Source organism: Flavobacterium shii (assembly GCF_025847235.1).
Taxonomy (GTDB): Bacteria; Bacteroidota; Bacteroidia; order Flavobacteriales; family Flavobacteriaceae; genus Flavobacterium; species Flavobacterium shii.
Window position 1 is genome coordinate 1 of record NZ_JAOZEW010000001.1, and the last position, 14,248, is coordinate 14,248.

Below are 14,248 nucleotides of genomic sequence, written 5' to 3' on the forward strand. Positions count from 1 at the left end.
AAACTATGCGCAAACATTCCACAAAAGACAACAAAAGAACAGTTTCATATTTTAACAATTGATACAAAACAAAAAAGCCACTCGATTTGAGTGGCTTTTCGTGAACGCAGAAGGATTCGAACCTTCGACCGCCTGCTTAGAAGGCAGGTGCTCTATCCAGCTGAGCTATGCGTCCTTTTTCGACTTAATCTTAATATTCAATAGAAATAATTACACTTATTTCCACAACCTAAGACTCTATAAAATAAAAAACCCGCTCGTTTGAGTGGGTTCTTATGTGAAGGCAGAAGGATTCGAACCTTCGACCGCCTGCTTAGAAGGCAGGTGCTCTATCCAGCTGAGCTATGCCTCCATTTGTTTTAAAACTCAATGAAAAGTTTTAGTCGGGGTGGCAGGATTCGAACCTGCGGCCTCCTGCTCCCAAAGCAGGCGCGATAACCGAGCTACGCTACACCCCGAAGGCAAAATTTTTATGCGGAGAGACAGGGACTCGAACCCTGGCACCGATCACTCGATGACAGTTTAGCAAACTGCTCCATTACCACTCTGGCACCTCTCCAAGCTCAGAGAAACGTGTCTCGTTTTGCGGTTGCAAATCTAAGACATCATTCCGTATCTCACAACTATTTCAAAGACTTTTTTCAATATTTTTTCATCTTTTTTCAAAATCACTTCACTATCAAACAAATAGAATTATATAAATTTTACTAATAATTTAAAAATAGAATCAAAACACTCAAAATTTGAATTTGTTTAAATAAAGATTAAATTTGCTTCATTAACTAAATCACACAGAAAATGAACAAAAGAGTTGTTATTGTTTCTGCCGTTAGAACCCCTATCGGAAGTTTCATGGGAGGATTATCTACAGTCTCAGCCCCAAAATTAGGTGCTGTTGCTATTAAAGGAGCTTTAGAGAAAATACAATTAGACCCCAATTTAGTTGATGAAGTATTCATGGGTAACGTAGTACAAGCAGGAGTTGGTCAAGCTCCAGCACGTCAGGCAGCTTTATTTGCCGGATTATCTAATGAAGTAACTTGTACGACTGTAAACAAAGTTTGCGCATCAGGAATGAAAGCAGTTATGTTCGGTGCTCAAGCAATTGCTTGTGGGGATGCCGAAATCGTAGTTGCTGGAGGAATGGAAAACATGAGTTTGATTCCACATTATGTACAAATGCGTAATGGTACTAAATTTGGTCCAACTACAATGGTTGATGGAATGCAAAAAGATGGTTTGACGGATGCTTACGATAACAACGCAATGGGAGTTTGCGCTGATTTATGTGCAACTGAATACAACATCAGCCGAGAAGAACAAGATAATTTTGCCATTCAATCATACGAAAGAAGCGCAAAAGCTTGGGACGCAGGAAAATTTGATTCAGAAATCGTTCTCGTTGCAGTACCACAAAGAAAAGGAGATCCAATAATCGTATCAAAAGACGAAGAATACACTAATGTTAAGTTAGATAAGATCCCTTCATTAAATGCAGTTTTCACCAAAGACGGAACTGTAACTGCTGCAAACGCTTCAACTATAAATGATGGTGCAGCTGCTGTAGTATTAATGTCCGAAGAAAAAGCGATTGCCCTAGGTTTAAAACCGCTTGCTTACATAAAAGGTTATGCAGATGCTGCACAAGAACCAAAATGGTTTACAACAAGTCCGGCAAAAGCATTACCAAAAGCATTAGACAAAGCAGGAATCTCAATAAGCGATGTAGACTATTTCGAATTCAACGAAGCTTTTGCTGTTGTTGGATTAGCAAATTCAAAAATATTAGATCTAGATAACGATAAAGTAAACGTAAATGGTGGTGCGGTTTCATTAGGTCACCCACTAGGTTGCTCAGGAGTTCGAATTATCGTAACTTTAATCAATGTTTTAGAACAAAACAATGCCAAAATTGGCGCAGCTGCTATTTGTAATGGTGGTGGTGGAGCTTCGGCAATTGTAATCGAAAGAGCATAAACAAATATAAATCAGGAGTTATATAAACAATAACTCCTGATTATTAACTCATAATACATCTTAAATGTTCGGAATTTGTAATCTAGCCATAGTGCCTGTTCGATTTGAACCAAGTGACAGAAGCGAAATTGTTACCCAACTTTTATTTGGAGAACATTTCGAAATTCTAGAACAGCAAAATCAATGGTCTAAAATTAAAATCCAATTCGACGATTACGAAGGTTGGGTTGATTCCAAGCAATACCAAATAATATCCGAAGCAAATTATAACTTACTATCATCTGATGCACTAATTTTAAATGCCGATTTAATCGATTATATCACATCTCCTGATAATTTACTTTTACCTATTCCGCTTGGAGCATCGCTAACTTTTTTAAACAATAGCGAAATAAACACTTCCAATTTTGAATTCGAAGGCACAAAAACCAGCGGTATAAAACCTAAAAGCAGCTTAATTAACACTGCATTTATGTACCAGAATGCACCCTATCTTTGGGGAGGAAAAACTCCTTTTGGGATAGATTGCTCTGGTTTTACACAAATGGTTTACAAATTAAACGGCTATAAAATTCATCGTGATGCCTCACAACAAGCATTACAAGGTGAAGCTTTAAGCTTCATCGAAGAAAGTGAAGCCGGCGATTTGGCCTTTTTTGATAATGAAGAAGGAAATATCATTCACGTAGGCATAATCATGAACAATAATTACATCATTCATGCCAGCGGAAAAGTACGAATTGACCGTCTAGACCACCTGGGAATCTACAATCCCGAAACAAACAGACATACTCATAAACTACGTGTCATCAAAAAGATTATCTAATTCCTCTTTTTCAAATTACAGAAACTTTAGAGCTAATTTATACATCGTAAAAGTAACTTACGTATAAAAATCAGACTTAACTTAAAAATAATTAGAATGTCAAATGCACCAGAAATAATTGCAGAAATTGATAATTTTTTAGATAAGTATTCACTGAAGAAAAATAAATTAACCACTCAGGATTTAATTAGTTATATCGAAGAGAAATGGCATCAGGCAGACGATGAAAAATATAAGATCCACCAGGGAAGTATTTTTATTGGCCGAATGATTAATGAATATATAGAACTACAAGACTATAATAATATGCAAAGGTGGCTGGATATGATGGATCTTCATTCTCTATCTCAAAAACACCCAGGTTATATAAACAATTATTACAGTGGCGAATGTTGTTTAGAATGCGGAAACGAAGAAAAGGCATTAGAATATTTTCATTTATCCTATAATGAAAATCCAGATTATATATTTACCTGTGCACCATTTTGCATTGAGTTTTTCAATAAGCATCTTGAAAACACTAGAGAACTTCCAGAAAAGCAAGAAGAAGAATCATACTACAATATTATTGAGCTAAAAGATTGGCAATTATTCTTTAATGAAGAAAACGCATCAATAGAATATGTAATACTAGACGGAGATTCAGATGAAATTGAAGAACATTCAATCGAGCATAATAACGGAATTGAATATCTACAAAACAACCAGACAACAATCCTAGAAAGTATCCTTACGAAACTTTTAAGTAAGTATCCCGAATTACAAGAAATCTATGATTATCCCGAGGAGGAAAAACAGGATTTCATGCCAGATGTAACTCAAATAAAAGATTTTTCAGACCTATTATCACCATCCACGATTTATATAACATCAGTATTCAAAGATGGTATTCCGTACATTGGCTATATGTTTTCATGCTCTTGGGATTCAGAACACGGATTAGGTGTAATGACACATAAAAACAGAATAATCGAAATAGGCGGAGCAGATACTGCATTCTCAACTTGGTCAGCAGAAGAAGACTTAAACAAAAACTAAGAAATCTTTTTAATCCATTTAATCTGTGGCAAAAAAAATTAACCGCAAAGTACACAAAGATTTACGCAAGGTTCGCAAAGCTTTTAAAATCAAACACTTTTAGGGCAATTTGTGTAATTCTCGGCTAAAACCTTTTAATACAAATCTCCATATTTAATTAAGACGTATCACTTTTCTAAACTCCGAAGGACTATTCCCCCTCTGTTTCTTAAAGAATTTATTAAAATGACTTTCATCCGCAAAACCAAATTCATATGCAATCTCATTGATACGTTTATCACTAAATTGCAAACGATGCTCAATCAGTTTCGTTTTATAATTACTAATATACTGCTGCATCGTTTCATTAGCGTGTTTCTTAAAGTAACGTCCTAAATACGTATTCGAAATCCCGAAATAATCACTAATCGATTCCGCTTTAATTCGTTCAGGATAATAAATATTATTCTGAATATATTGCAAGATATCCATTGCTTTAGCCTCACAACCAATATTTACCTGCTCAGGCAAATACTTTGCAATGTTTCTGGCAACCACAATAATTAAAGTATTTACCAATTGCTGAATCAGCTCTTTATTATAAACATCCTTATCCTGATGTTCACGACAAATTGCTTCAATCATTACCTTAACCAGACATTTATCAGCGTGATTTTTTAAAATACACCCAGGCTGATGATTGGCATTTTGCAAAATATACTCTAAACGCTGAATATTCTCATTCTGCAAACTAGAATTCTTCAAGTAAATATCGTTGAATCTCAAAAAGAAAAACTTCGTTTTAGACTCAATTGTGAAATTATGACAATCTTCAGGAGTCAACAAAAACATATGTCCCGCATCATATTCAAAAATATTTTTGTTGATACATTGCGAGCCCGTTCCTTCTAAAATATAAACCAGTTCAAAGAAATTATGACGATCTCCAACATCAGGATATACATCCAGTGTTTCAAAAGAAACAGTAAACGGTTCATATAGATTTTCTTTTTTCATAACGCCACTTAAATAATTGATTTTGCAAATGTACCTAAAAAACACAAAAATATACAAATAAACAGCCGTAAAAATGGTATAATTTTGTCAAACAATTTTCAAGCATATAAAATACAATATTATGGAATATAGAAAACTAGGTAATACCGAACTAGAATTATCAGCAATTACATACGGAGCATTTGCCATTGGAGGCACAATGTGGGGCGGAAACGAAAAAAAAGATTCAATAGCATCAATACACGCCTCAATCGATAATGGCGTAACAACATTAGACACCGCACCATTCTACGGATTTGGATTAAGCGAAGAAATGATTGGCGAAGCCCTAAAAACACAAGACAGAACAAAAGTACAATTGCTAACCAAATTCGGACTTGTTTGGGACGGCAGCAATCAAGGCAAAGGAGAATTCTTTTTTAATGCCGAAGACAACGGAAAACAAATTCCTGTATATAAATACGCTTCCAAAACCAATATTATCAAAGAAGTCGAAGAAAGCTTAAAACGCCTTCAAACAGATTATATCGACTTACTACAAATTCACTGGCCAGACTCCACTACTCCAATTCAGGAAACAATGGAAGTTTTAGAAACCTTAATCCAACAAGGAAAAATCAGAGCAGCAGGAGTTAGTAATTACAATCCCGAACAAATCAAAGAAGCCCAAAAAACAATACACTTAGCATCAAATCAAGTTCCTTTTAGCATGTTGAATCAGGCAATTCAAACCGATTTAGTACCGCTTACAATCGCAGAAAATATCGGAATCATCGCTTACAGTCCAATGGAAAGAGGTTTATTAACCGGAAAATATTTCACCGACAGCAAACTAAAAGATAACGATCACAGAAACGGATATTTCGGTCAGTTTGATCTTCAAAAAGTAAAAACTTTAGTCGAAGAACTAAGCTCTTTAGCCAATACCAAAAATGCAACAGTAGCACAATTAGTTTTACGCTGGACAACATTACAAAAAGGAATTACAATCGTTCTCGCAGGTGCACGAAATGCCGAACAAGCAATTTCTAATGCAAAAGCAATGGATTTCAACTTATCAACTTCAGAACTTGACTTTATCGATCAGGCAATTTCAAAAACAAAATAAGAAACATTTGGGTGTGACCCGTAAAAAACGGGTCGGGTCATCCGCTAAATCTTTTATTTTTTAAAGAAAAAAATAAAAGGATACCGCTGCTCCCCCTCACACAAAACCAATAACTACACATTAGAAGATTAAAAATGAAAAAAATATTTATTATCAACGGAAGTCAAAATTTTGCACATTCAGGTGGAAAATTCAATGAAACCGTTACCGATTGGACAATTGAATACTTAAAAAGCAAAAATTACGAAGTAAAAACAACCGACATAAAACAAGAATTTGACCTTGATGAAGAAGTCGAAAAATTTGTTTGGGCAGATGTAGTCGTTTATCACACATCCGTTTGGTGGTTTCAGGTACCAAATGGCTTCAAAAAATACATCGACGACGTATTTACAGCAGGACACAACAAAGGAATTTACAAAAGTGATGGTAGAACCAGAACAAATCCAGATATCAATTACGGAACTGGCGGACTTTTGCACGGACGCAAATATATGCTAACTACAAGTTGGAATGCCCCTGCAACAGCTTTTACATTACCAGAAGAATTCTTCGAGCAAACATCTGTAGATGATGGGGTAATGTTTGGCTTTCATAAAATGAATAAATTTGTAGGAATGCAAAAATTAGATGGATTTCATTTTCATGACGTCGAAAAAGGTGCAACTGCAGAAAATATTGGTATCTTTAAGCAGAATTACACTACACATTTAGAACAAACTTTTAAAACCTTATAATCATGATTTCAATTACAGCCATTATTAAAAGTAAAAAAGAAAACATCGAACAAGTTAAAACTTTAATCGAAAATCTGATAAATCAAACCCGAAAAGAAGACGCTTGCGTGCGTTACGATCTACACAACGCCGAAAATGTTTTTATCATTTGGGAAGAATGGAAAGATCAATCAGATCTTGACATACACGACAATCAATCTTACTTACAAGAATTCATTACAAATAGCGAGAACTTACTTTCGGCACCAATTCAGGTTTATAAAACAGCACAAATACTATAACAATGAGAGCACTTTTTATAAATACTTACGAATCAGAATTTGTAAGCACACAAGTAGAAAAACCAACTCCAAAAAAAGGAGAAGTTTTGGTTAAAATACATGCAAGCGGCGTAAATCCAATCGATAACAAAATCAGAATTGGAGTTTCTCCTTATGCATCACCCATGTTACCCGCTATTTTAGGAACAGACCTTGCCGGAGTTATCGAAGCAATCGGAGAAGGTGTTACCCGATTCAAAGTTGGCGACGAAGTTTACGGACTAGCAGGTGGCGTTTTAGGACTTCAAGGAACTCTAGCAGAATATACCGCTGTTGATGCCGATTTGTTAGCCATTAAACCAAAAAACCTAACCATGAAAGAAGCTGCCGGAATTCCGCTAGTACTACTTACAGCATGGGAAGGTTTAATCGACAGAGCAAAAGTAAAAAAAGAAGATAAAGTCCTTGTACATGCAGGCGCAGGCGGAGTTGGGCACATGGTTGTACAACTTGCAAAAACATTTGGTGCAGAGGTTTATGCAACCGTTTCTAAACAAAAAGAAGAAATCGTAAAATCGTACGGAGCAACTCCTATTGATTATAAAACCACTCAAGTCGAAGAGTATGTAAACCAATACACAGACGGAAAAGGTTTTGATATTATTTATGATACCGTAGGAGGTCAATCTCTTGATGATTCATTAAAAGCCATTCGTCATTACGGACAAATTAGTAGTTGCGCCGCCTTTGGCACACATACTTTAGCAACAAGTTCACTACGTTCAGCAAGTATTCACGGTGTTTTTGTATTATATCCAGCAATTAGTGGCGAAGGAAGAAAACATCACAGCGACATCCTAACGGAAGCAACAAAATTATTCGAAGAAGAAAAATTAAAACCTCTTATTGATTCTCGAAAATTCACTTTAGACAATGCCATAGAAGCGCATAAAGCAGTGAGTGATGGTTCTTCTACTGGACGAATTGTTGTAGATATCGTTTAAGTTTTATAATAAGACTTACAGGTCTTCAATTTCCATGACTTCCCGTTGGTTTTAACCAACGGTTTAATAACAATAATAAAAAAGGCTTTAACCGAATCACTATAGATTCGGTTAAAGCCTTTTTTAGTTTATTTAATCCCGCCAAAAGCACCAAAACACATATTCTTGTGTAAGATTTCGACACTCTTAAAACCTACTTTTTTCATTAAATCAAGTTGATAATTCATCGATCTGGGAGAATCTTCTTTGGCAACATAATCCAATACATTTTTACGATATTCCTTTCCTCCTAAACCTTCTAGATAATCACCATATCTTTCCCAAGTATATTCATTTAGCAACTCCGTATCTTGAGTAATTAAATCTGAAATCATAAAACATCCTCCAGGTTTTAATAGTTTAAAAATCTTAGTAAAGGTAGTTTCCCAATCCTGATCATCACGTAAATGATGCAAAACTGCACCAGCCAAAATAATATCATAGTGGTTTTCCTGTAGTCCGACTTCACGAATATCCCCATGCTTCACTTCTACCCTTCCGTTAGTTTCATCAGAAACTCTTTCAAAAGCTTTATCCAGCATAGGTTTGCTCAAATCAACCAAAGTACAATTCAAATCTGGTACTTTAGACAACATCATTAATGTATAATTTCCCGCACCGCAACCTATATCCAAAACATTTTTGGCATTAGGAACAATCCTCTTAGATGCTTCCGTAATAAGTTCCAACGAAATTTTTGCATCAATTGTAGATAATTGACCCGTATCTAAATTTGAAAATCGTTCGACATCATTATCAAAGCGTTCCCTAATTTCTGCAGTAGTTGATTTTTCCATAGTTTTTTGTTTTAGGTTTTCACGCAGATTTGGCAGATTAAACAAATAATCATAGACATTAAAATCTTTATATCCCAATCACAATCAGGAGTGGCTAAAAAATAATCCGCTCAATCTTCCAAATCTGCGTGAAACATTTTTTTCATAAAGATATTCTTTTGCTATTCCCAAATAGCAAACAGAATTTATAAAACTACGTTATCTAAAATATTTTTCGGCTCAAGCCAAAGAATTAAATACGATCAAATTAACCCGAAAACATTACTTTCCTAAAACCAAAAGTCAAGAAACGATAAAATCAAAATACGAAACACAAGCACATTTATTTATCCAAATTAAATTACTCAGGCTATAAAACATTATGCTTATCGCGAACTTTTAAATACCTTAGCAAAAAATAATATTACCTCATAAAAACAATCAAAATGGCTGAGCAATCTTCAATTCAGTGTCCAAATTGCGGAACAACAATCGATGTAAATGATATCTTAAAACATCAATTGGAAGATAGCATCCGTAAAGAATTTCAGCAAAAAGCTACAGCACAGTCAAAAGAACTGGAGCTCAAAAACGAGCAATTCGAAAAAGCCAAAGCCGAATTTGAAGCCAAGAAAAAACAAGAAAACGAACTTTTTACAGAACGTTTAGACCGTGAAAAAAAGATTGCTGAAAAAGAAATCACCGAAAAACTAAAAACAAAACTAGACGAAGAAAACAAAGACCGTTTACTTTCGATGGAAAAAGAACTTTCGGAGAAATCTGAAAAATTACGTGAACTAAATAAAATGGAGGGCGAAATTGCCAAACTTCAGCGTGAAAAACTAGAAATAAAAGAAGCAATCGAAGCCGAATCTCAAAAGCAACTCAACGCTACTTTGGTTCTGGAACGCGATAAAATTCGCAAACAAGAAGAAGAAAAAAACGAGTTAAAGATAAAAGAATACCAGAAACAATCCGACGACCAAAAGAAGCTTATCGAAGAAATGAAACGCAAGCAGGAACAAGGTTCTATGCAATTGCAAGGCGAAGTAATGGAATTAGCAATTGAAGAATGGCTAGCTTCTAATTTTCCTCTGGACAGTATCGACGAAGTAAAAAAAGGAGCCAATGGAGCCGATTGTTTGCAAATAGTAAACACCCGCGAATTACAAAATTGTGGTTCTATATATTACGAAAGCAAGCGTACCAAAGCTTTCCAACCCGCTTGGATTGAAAAATTCAAAAATGATATTAGAGACAAAAAAGCCAATATTGGAGTTCTTGTTACCGAAGTAATGCCAACCGGCATGGATCGTATGGGAATGCGCGACGGAATCTGGATTTGTACTTATGATGAATTTAAAGGATTAAGCGCCGTTTTACGTCAGTCCTTAATACAAGTGAGTCAAGCTGTACAAGCACAAGAAAACAAAGGTGATAAAATGGCAATGCTATACGATTTCTTAACCAGTAACGAATTCCGCTTACAAATAGAAGGTATTGTAGAAGGATTTACACAAATGCAAAGCGACCTAGATTCCGAGAAAAGAGCCATGCAACGCATCTGGAAACAACGCGAGAAACAAATAGAAAAAGTAGTAAATAATACATTAGGAATGTACGGATCTATTCGTGGTATTGCCGGAAACGCAGTTCAAACCGTAAGAGCTTTAGAGCTAGATTTTATTGAAGATCAAACAGAAGAATTAGAGTAAATTAAGGTGCAAAGGTTCCGAGGTTCTTATACAAGAAAAAAAATACTTTTTAGACAACATATCACACAAACTTGTCTTTCTGGAATCTCCACGAGTAGCTCCAATAGTTATTGATCTATTTGCGGAGATTTTTACTTCATAAAAGCAAAAAAAGAGAACCACTTTTATACATGAAACCATATTAAAGAAAAAATCTCCGATACTAATTCGACTTTGCGCCAAATTACTATCGGAGATTTTATAGTTCTTCCGAATAAATATCTACATCAAGATTACTTAGTCAACTTTTCTTAAAACCAAAAGCAACCCAGATGGATTTGACAATGATAATCTATTATTGCCTACAGTATAAGTTGTAGTACTTTGAAGTGCTTGCAAAAACTCCCCTTCTTTATTGTTACCACTGCAAGCCATTAACGTTGAAGCTACATTTGTGAAACGCAATAAATCTTTCTCATAAAAAATACTTCCGTTAACTTGATTACATCCTGCAAAGCCTGAAAATCTATTCTCAGAACTATAAATTTCGATTCTTGGCAATTCCTTTTGAAAATCAGCTACTGCAACTTTTTTTCCATTTAATTGTTCTAAAACCCAGATATCATGCAAGCGATAATCAGTAATATATCTTCCACAACCTTCAATGTTTTCTACGCTACCATCGCTACTATTAGTAATCTCGATTTTAACATTGTAAGGCGATTTATCTCCAGACATTGTATCTGTACAATCCATTTGTTGGATAGTAATACTCATACTAACCGTTTTAGTACTAAAACGATACAACTTAACATTTGCATCCATAGCTGCTATAGGATCAACATAAGGAGAACTAACTTCTTCTAATCCTGCGATCAGCGATGTAAATCTGATTGATTCTTTTCCTATTTTCAAACCCCAAAAAGGTTCATTTCCAGTAGCTTTAAAAAACATAGAACCATCATATTCGTCTGCATTATTTGTATTCATAGATGCAGGATTATCCTCTTTTGGTTGTGTTAAAGGTTTTACTGTCGTTTTACAGCTAAAAGACAAAATTGCGACCGAGACTAATAAAAATAGTTTTTTCATGTGTGTAATTTTAAAATTAATGCATTGATTTTCAAAACATTAACTTCTTCAATAAATAAAATAAATTTACGGCTAATTTACAATAAAAAAATAAGTGCAACAATCAGCAGTAAATAAGCGCTAATTCATTTGTACTCTCCCTAGTACGATTCCTGTTGACTTTTAGATTATTTATATATCTTAAATTATGTATCTTTGATTGTATATATCCCTTATAAATGACAACACCTTTTCAAAAAGCAAGCGAATGGATTGATGCCGAAAATGCTCAGGATCCATATCATGAAATCGATAAAAATACTACGTATCCGAAAGAGTTATTATACTCTAACAGAATGTACGCTAAATTGATGTTTTTTTATCCAGAAGCATCGCAAGAAATACAAATTGCATCTAAAGCCCAACATATTTGCAGATGGAAAGTTACCCGAGAATCTTACCCAATGGATCGTGTGGGATATTTAAAATGGAGAGAAGATCTGAAGAAATTTCATGCCAAAACTACTGCTGTAATCTTAGAAAAAGCAGGCTATAATCCGGAATTTATAGCTCGTGTATCTTTTTTAATCGAGAAAAAATTACTTAAAAAAGATGCTGAAACTCAATTGCTAGAAGATGTAATTTGTCTTGTGTTTTTAGAATATTACCTTGACCCATTTGTACATAAACACGATGAAGAGAAACTAAAAAACATCATCAAAAAAACGTGGGATAAAATGTCAGATAAAGGACATCAAGAAGCTTTAAAAATAAATTATAACACAGAAAATCTAGAATTAATAAAAGCTTCTTTAGGCTTGTAATTTTATACAATTTTCTTCTATTAATATCCTCTATTTTAATTTTTAGAGGCGCTTTGTTACGCAGTTATTTTCCAAATCTTGAACAACTGATATGATTATAAAACCGAAACAAGATTCTAAATAAATAATTTCAATAAATATTTATATATTACTTAAAGAACTTAGGTTAGTTCATCGCTATTTATTGTATTATTTTCACTTATATGCTTGCAATAAAGATGCGTCTAATTATCATAAAAGCCATAAAAAAAAGGGCATCCGTTTATCAAAAATGACAAACGCACAAGAATACACACTAAAACATTCATTATATGACTTTTATCACTAAACAAGCCATATAAATCCTATAAATTTACGCCACATATAAATAACTCATTAATGAAAAAGATAAAAATTATCGCTTTATTACTATTAGGAGGAATAAGCGTTGATATGCAAGCACAAGAATTTGATGCAAATTTACAGATTAGACCACGTTACGAATTCAGAAATGGATATAAAACCCTTTTACCAGAAGGTCAAGCAGGAACCTCTTTCGTTTCTCAACGTTCCAGATTAAATTTAAACTTTGCACAAGACCAACTAAAAGTAAAATTAACACTTCAGAATACAAGAACTTGGGGAGACGTTGCAAATGCTAATGTTACTGACAAAAATGGAATTGCAGTATTCGAAGGATGGGCACAATATGATTTTGATAAAAAGTGGAGTACCCGTGTGGGCCGTCAGGTTATTTCATACGATAATCAACGTATACTTGGAGAAATGGATTGGGCGCAACAAGGACAAAGTCATGATGCATTAATGGTAAGCTTTCATCCTAAAAATCATCAGTTGGATTTAGGAGCTGCTTACAATTCTAATGCAGAAAATGTAATCGAAACCCCATATACAGTTTCTAATTACAAAGCAATGCAATATGCTTGGTATCATACTAATATTGATGCAGTAGGCATAAGTTTGTTAATGTTGAATACCGGTTATGAATATGCAGATCATGAAAATAAATTATTGGTAGATTACAAACAGACTTTTGGAACGTACTTAACCTATAAAACTAAAAAGCTAGATGCAAACCTTGGCGTTTATGGGCAAACTGGTAAAAGCACAGACAGAAGTGTAAGCGCCTGGTATGCTGGAGCAAATTTAGGCTATGCCGTAACCGATGCATTTAAAGCTTCATTAGGTTATGAATTTTTATCCGGAAAAGATATGAATGATGGAAGTGCAGTTATAAAATCATTCAATCCTATCTTCGGAACCAATCATGGTTTTAATGGTTATATGGATTATTTTTATGTAGGTAATCATCAAAATAGTGTTGGTTTACAGGATGCCTATTTGAAATTAAGTTATAATGTCAAAAAATGGCAATTTGCTTTAATACCTCATGTATTTCATGCACCAAACAAAGTTATAACTCCAGCAAATGAAGAACTTGAATCCTATTTAGGAACAGAGGTTGATTTAACTTTTGGTTATGCTTTCAAAAAAGACATCTCAATTACAGGCGGTTATTCTCAAATGTTTGGTTCTAAAACCTTAGAATTCTTAAAAACAGGAGATGCTGGCCATACTAACAATTGGGCTTGGCTAATGATTTCAGTAAACCCTAGAATTTTTACTTTAAAAAAATAGGGCTTTTATTATTAAAACTCATTTTTCATCACTTACCCTTTGTCCCAAAACAAAGGGTATTTTTTTATAATCTATAAAATACTTGTAACCATTAAACATATATTTCATGAATATTTAGCCTAATTGAATTACCTGATATAATATTAATAAGACATACAATTCTTTATTTTATTATTTAAAAAAAGTGATAGCTTTATTATTAAGGAAAAACTTAACATTGCCGTATATTTATATTGATTATATTTACTTAACTGAAAGTT

The 14,248-nt window shown here is 34.1% G+C and carries 13 protein-coding genes and 4 tRNA genes; 10 read left to right on the plus strand and 7 right to left on the minus strand.

Annotated features, from left to right (window positions below; all coding sequences use genetic code 11):
• Nucleotides 1-101: 101 nt before the first annotated feature.
• The 4 genes from OIU83_RS00005 to OIU83_RS00020 all read right to left on the minus strand — a co-directional run bounded on the left by OIU83_RS00005 (nt 102) and on the right by OIU83_RS00020 (nt 559).
• Nucleotides 102-175 (minus strand) — tRNA-Arg (locus OIU83_RS00005).
• A 103-nt stretch (nt 176-278) separates the two neighbouring features.
• Nucleotides 279-352 (minus strand) — tRNA-Arg (locus OIU83_RS00010).
• Between the two features lie 31 nt (nt 353-383).
• Nucleotides 384-458: transfer RNA gene (locus tag OIU83_RS00015), tRNA-Pro, on the minus strand.
• 17 nt (nt 459-475) lie between these two features.
• A tRNA-Ser gene (locus tag OIU83_RS00020) sits at nt 476-559 on the minus strand.
• 239 nt (nt 560-798) lie between these two features.
• Between OIU83_RS00020 and OIU83_RS00025 the strand changes: the two genes are divergently transcribed.
• The 3 genes from OIU83_RS00025 (at nt 799) to OIU83_RS00035 (ending at nt 3,841) form a co-directional block, all read left to right on the plus strand.
• A complete protein-coding gene (locus tag OIU83_RS00025) occupies nt 799-1,977 on the plus strand; it encodes an acetyl-CoA C-acyltransferase (RefSeq protein ID WP_264204233.1) in 1,179 nt (392 codons plus the stop codon).
• 64 nt (nt 1,978-2,041) lie between these two features.
• The gene (locus OIU83_RS00030; RefSeq protein WP_264204234.1) at nt 2,042-2,803 is read left to right on the plus strand and encodes a C40 family peptidase; all 762 of its coding nucleotides are present in this window, start codon (nt 2,042-2,044) and stop codon (nt 2,801-2,803) included.
• Between the two features lie 96 nt (nt 2,804-2,899).
• The gene (locus OIU83_RS00035) at nt 2,900-3,841 is read left to right on the plus strand and encodes a DUF6985 domain-containing protein (protein WP_264204235.1); all 942 of its coding nucleotides are present in this window, start codon (nt 2,900-2,902) and stop codon (nt 3,839-3,841) included.
• A gap of 153 nt (nt 3,842-3,994) precedes the next feature.
• Here the strand turns inward: OIU83_RS00035 and OIU83_RS00040 are convergent, their stop codons facing one another.
• Nucleotides 3,995-4,837, minus strand: coding sequence for an AraC family transcriptional regulator (locus OIU83_RS00040; RefSeq protein WP_264204236.1), 843 nt, complete (start codon nt 4,835-4,837; stop codon nt 3,995-3,997).
• 121 nt (nt 4,838-4,958) lie between these two features.
• On the opposite strand from OIU83_RS00040, the gene OIU83_RS00045 reads away from it, so the two are divergent.
• From OIU83_RS00045 to OIU83_RS00060, 4 genes are all read left to right on the plus strand, one after another.
• The gene (locus OIU83_RS00045) at nt 4,959-5,945 is read left to right on the plus strand and encodes an aldo/keto reductase (protein WP_264204237.1); all 987 of its coding nucleotides are present in this window, start codon (nt 4,959-4,961) and stop codon (nt 5,943-5,945) included.
• A 134-nt stretch (nt 5,946-6,079) separates the two neighbouring features.
• Nucleotides 6,080-6,682 carry an NAD(P)H-dependent oxidoreductase gene (locus OIU83_RS00050; RefSeq protein ID WP_264204238.1) on the plus strand — a complete coding sequence of 201 codons (603 nt, stop codon included), beginning with the start codon at nt 6,080-6,082 and terminating at the stop codon, nt 6,680-6,682.
• 2 nt (nt 6,683-6,684) lie between these two features.
• Entirely contained in the window at nt 6,685-6,963 is a 279-nt protein-coding gene (locus OIU83_RS00055) for a putative quinol monooxygenase (RefSeq protein WP_264204239.1), read from the plus strand.
• Nucleotides 6,964-6,965: 2 nt separating this feature from the next.
• Nucleotides 6,966-7,946 (plus strand): zinc-dependent alcohol dehydrogenase family protein, encoded by a 981-nt coding sequence (locus OIU83_RS00060; RefSeq protein ID WP_264204240.1) that lies wholly within the window; start codon nt 6,966-6,968, stop codon nt 7,944-7,946.
• 128 nt (nt 7,947-8,074) lie between these two features.
• Here the strand turns inward: OIU83_RS00060 and OIU83_RS00065 are convergent, their stop codons facing one another.
• Complete coding sequence (locus OIU83_RS00065; RefSeq protein WP_264204241.1) at nt 8,075-8,782, minus strand: class I SAM-dependent methyltransferase; 708 nt, start codon at nt 8,780-8,782, stop codon at nt 8,075-8,077.
• 425 nt (nt 8,783-9,207) lie between these two features.
• On the opposite strand from OIU83_RS00065, the gene OIU83_RS00070 reads away from it, so the two are divergent.
• Nucleotides 9,208-10,476: a DUF2130 domain-containing protein gene (locus tag OIU83_RS00070; protein ID WP_035621360.1), complete on the plus strand. Its 1,269-nt coding sequence runs from the start codon at nt 9,208-9,210 to the stop codon at nt 10,474-10,476.
• 276 nt (nt 10,477-10,752) lie between these two features.
• Here OIU83_RS00070 and OIU83_RS00075 read toward each other — a convergent pair whose 3' ends face one another.
• Entirely contained in the window at nt 10,753-11,547 is a 795-nt protein-coding gene (locus OIU83_RS00075) for an META domain-containing protein (protein ID WP_264204242.1), read from the minus strand.
• 218 nt (nt 11,548-11,765) lie between these two features.
• On the opposite strand from OIU83_RS00075, the gene OIU83_RS00080 reads away from it, so the two are divergent.
• Entirely contained in the window at nt 11,766-12,350 is a 585-nt protein-coding gene (locus tag OIU83_RS00080; RefSeq protein WP_264204243.1) for a DUF4202 domain-containing protein, read from the plus strand.
• 378 nt (nt 12,351-12,728) lie between these two features.
• On the plus strand, nt 12,729-13,988 hold the full coding sequence (locus OIU83_RS00085; RefSeq protein WP_264204244.1) for an alginate export family protein: 1,260 nt from the start codon (nt 12,729-12,731) through the stop codon (nt 13,986-13,988).
• Nucleotides 13,989-14,248: the final 260 nt, after the last annotated feature.

Coding starts and splice junctions, on each gene's coding strand:
- OIU83_RS00065 (WP_264204241.1), bottom strand. CDS start 8,782: ATGGAAAAATCAACTACTGCAGAAATTAGGGAACGCTTTGATAATGAT.
- OIU83_RS00045 (WP_264204237.1), top strand. CDS start 4,959: ATGGAATATAGAAAACTAGGTAATACCGAACTAGAATTATCAGCAATT.
- OIU83_RS00050 (WP_264204238.1), top strand. CDS start 6,080: ATGAAAAAAATATTTATTATCAACGGAAGTCAAAATTTTGCACATTCA.
- OIU83_RS00025 (WP_264204233.1), top strand. CDS start 799: ATGAACAAAAGAGTTGTTATTGTTTCTGCCGTTAGAACCCCTATCGGA.
- OIU83_RS00060 (WP_264204240.1), top strand. CDS start 6,966: ATGAGAGCACTTTTTATAAATACTTACGAATCAGAATTTGTAAGCACA.
- OIU83_RS00055 (WP_264204239.1), top strand. CDS start 6,685: ATGATTTCAATTACAGCCATTATTAAAAGTAAAAAAGAAAACATCGAA.
- OIU83_RS00070 (WP_035621360.1), top strand. CDS start 9,208: ATGGCTGAGCAATCTTCAATTCAGTGTCCAAATTGCGGAACAACAATC.
- OIU83_RS00080 (WP_264204243.1), top strand. CDS start 11,766: ATGACAACACCTTTTCAAAAAGCAAGCGAATGGATTGATGCCGAAAAT.
- OIU83_RS00085 (WP_264204244.1), top strand. CDS start 12,729: ATGAAAAAGATAAAAATTATCGCTTTATTACTATTAGGAGGAATAAGC.
- OIU83_RS00075 (WP_264204242.1), bottom strand. CDS start 11,547: ATGAAAAAACTATTTTTATTAGTCTCGGTCGCAATTTTGTCTTTTAGC.
- OIU83_RS00030 (WP_264204234.1), top strand. CDS start 2,042: ATGTTCGGAATTTGTAATCTAGCCATAGTGCCTGTTCGATTTGAACCA.
- OIU83_RS00040 (WP_264204236.1), bottom strand. CDS start 4,837: ATGAAAAAAGAAAATCTATATGAACCGTTTACTGTTTCTTTTGAAACA.
- OIU83_RS00035 (WP_264204235.1), top strand. CDS start 2,900: ATGTCAAATGCACCAGAAATAATTGCAGAAATTGATAATTTTTTAGAT.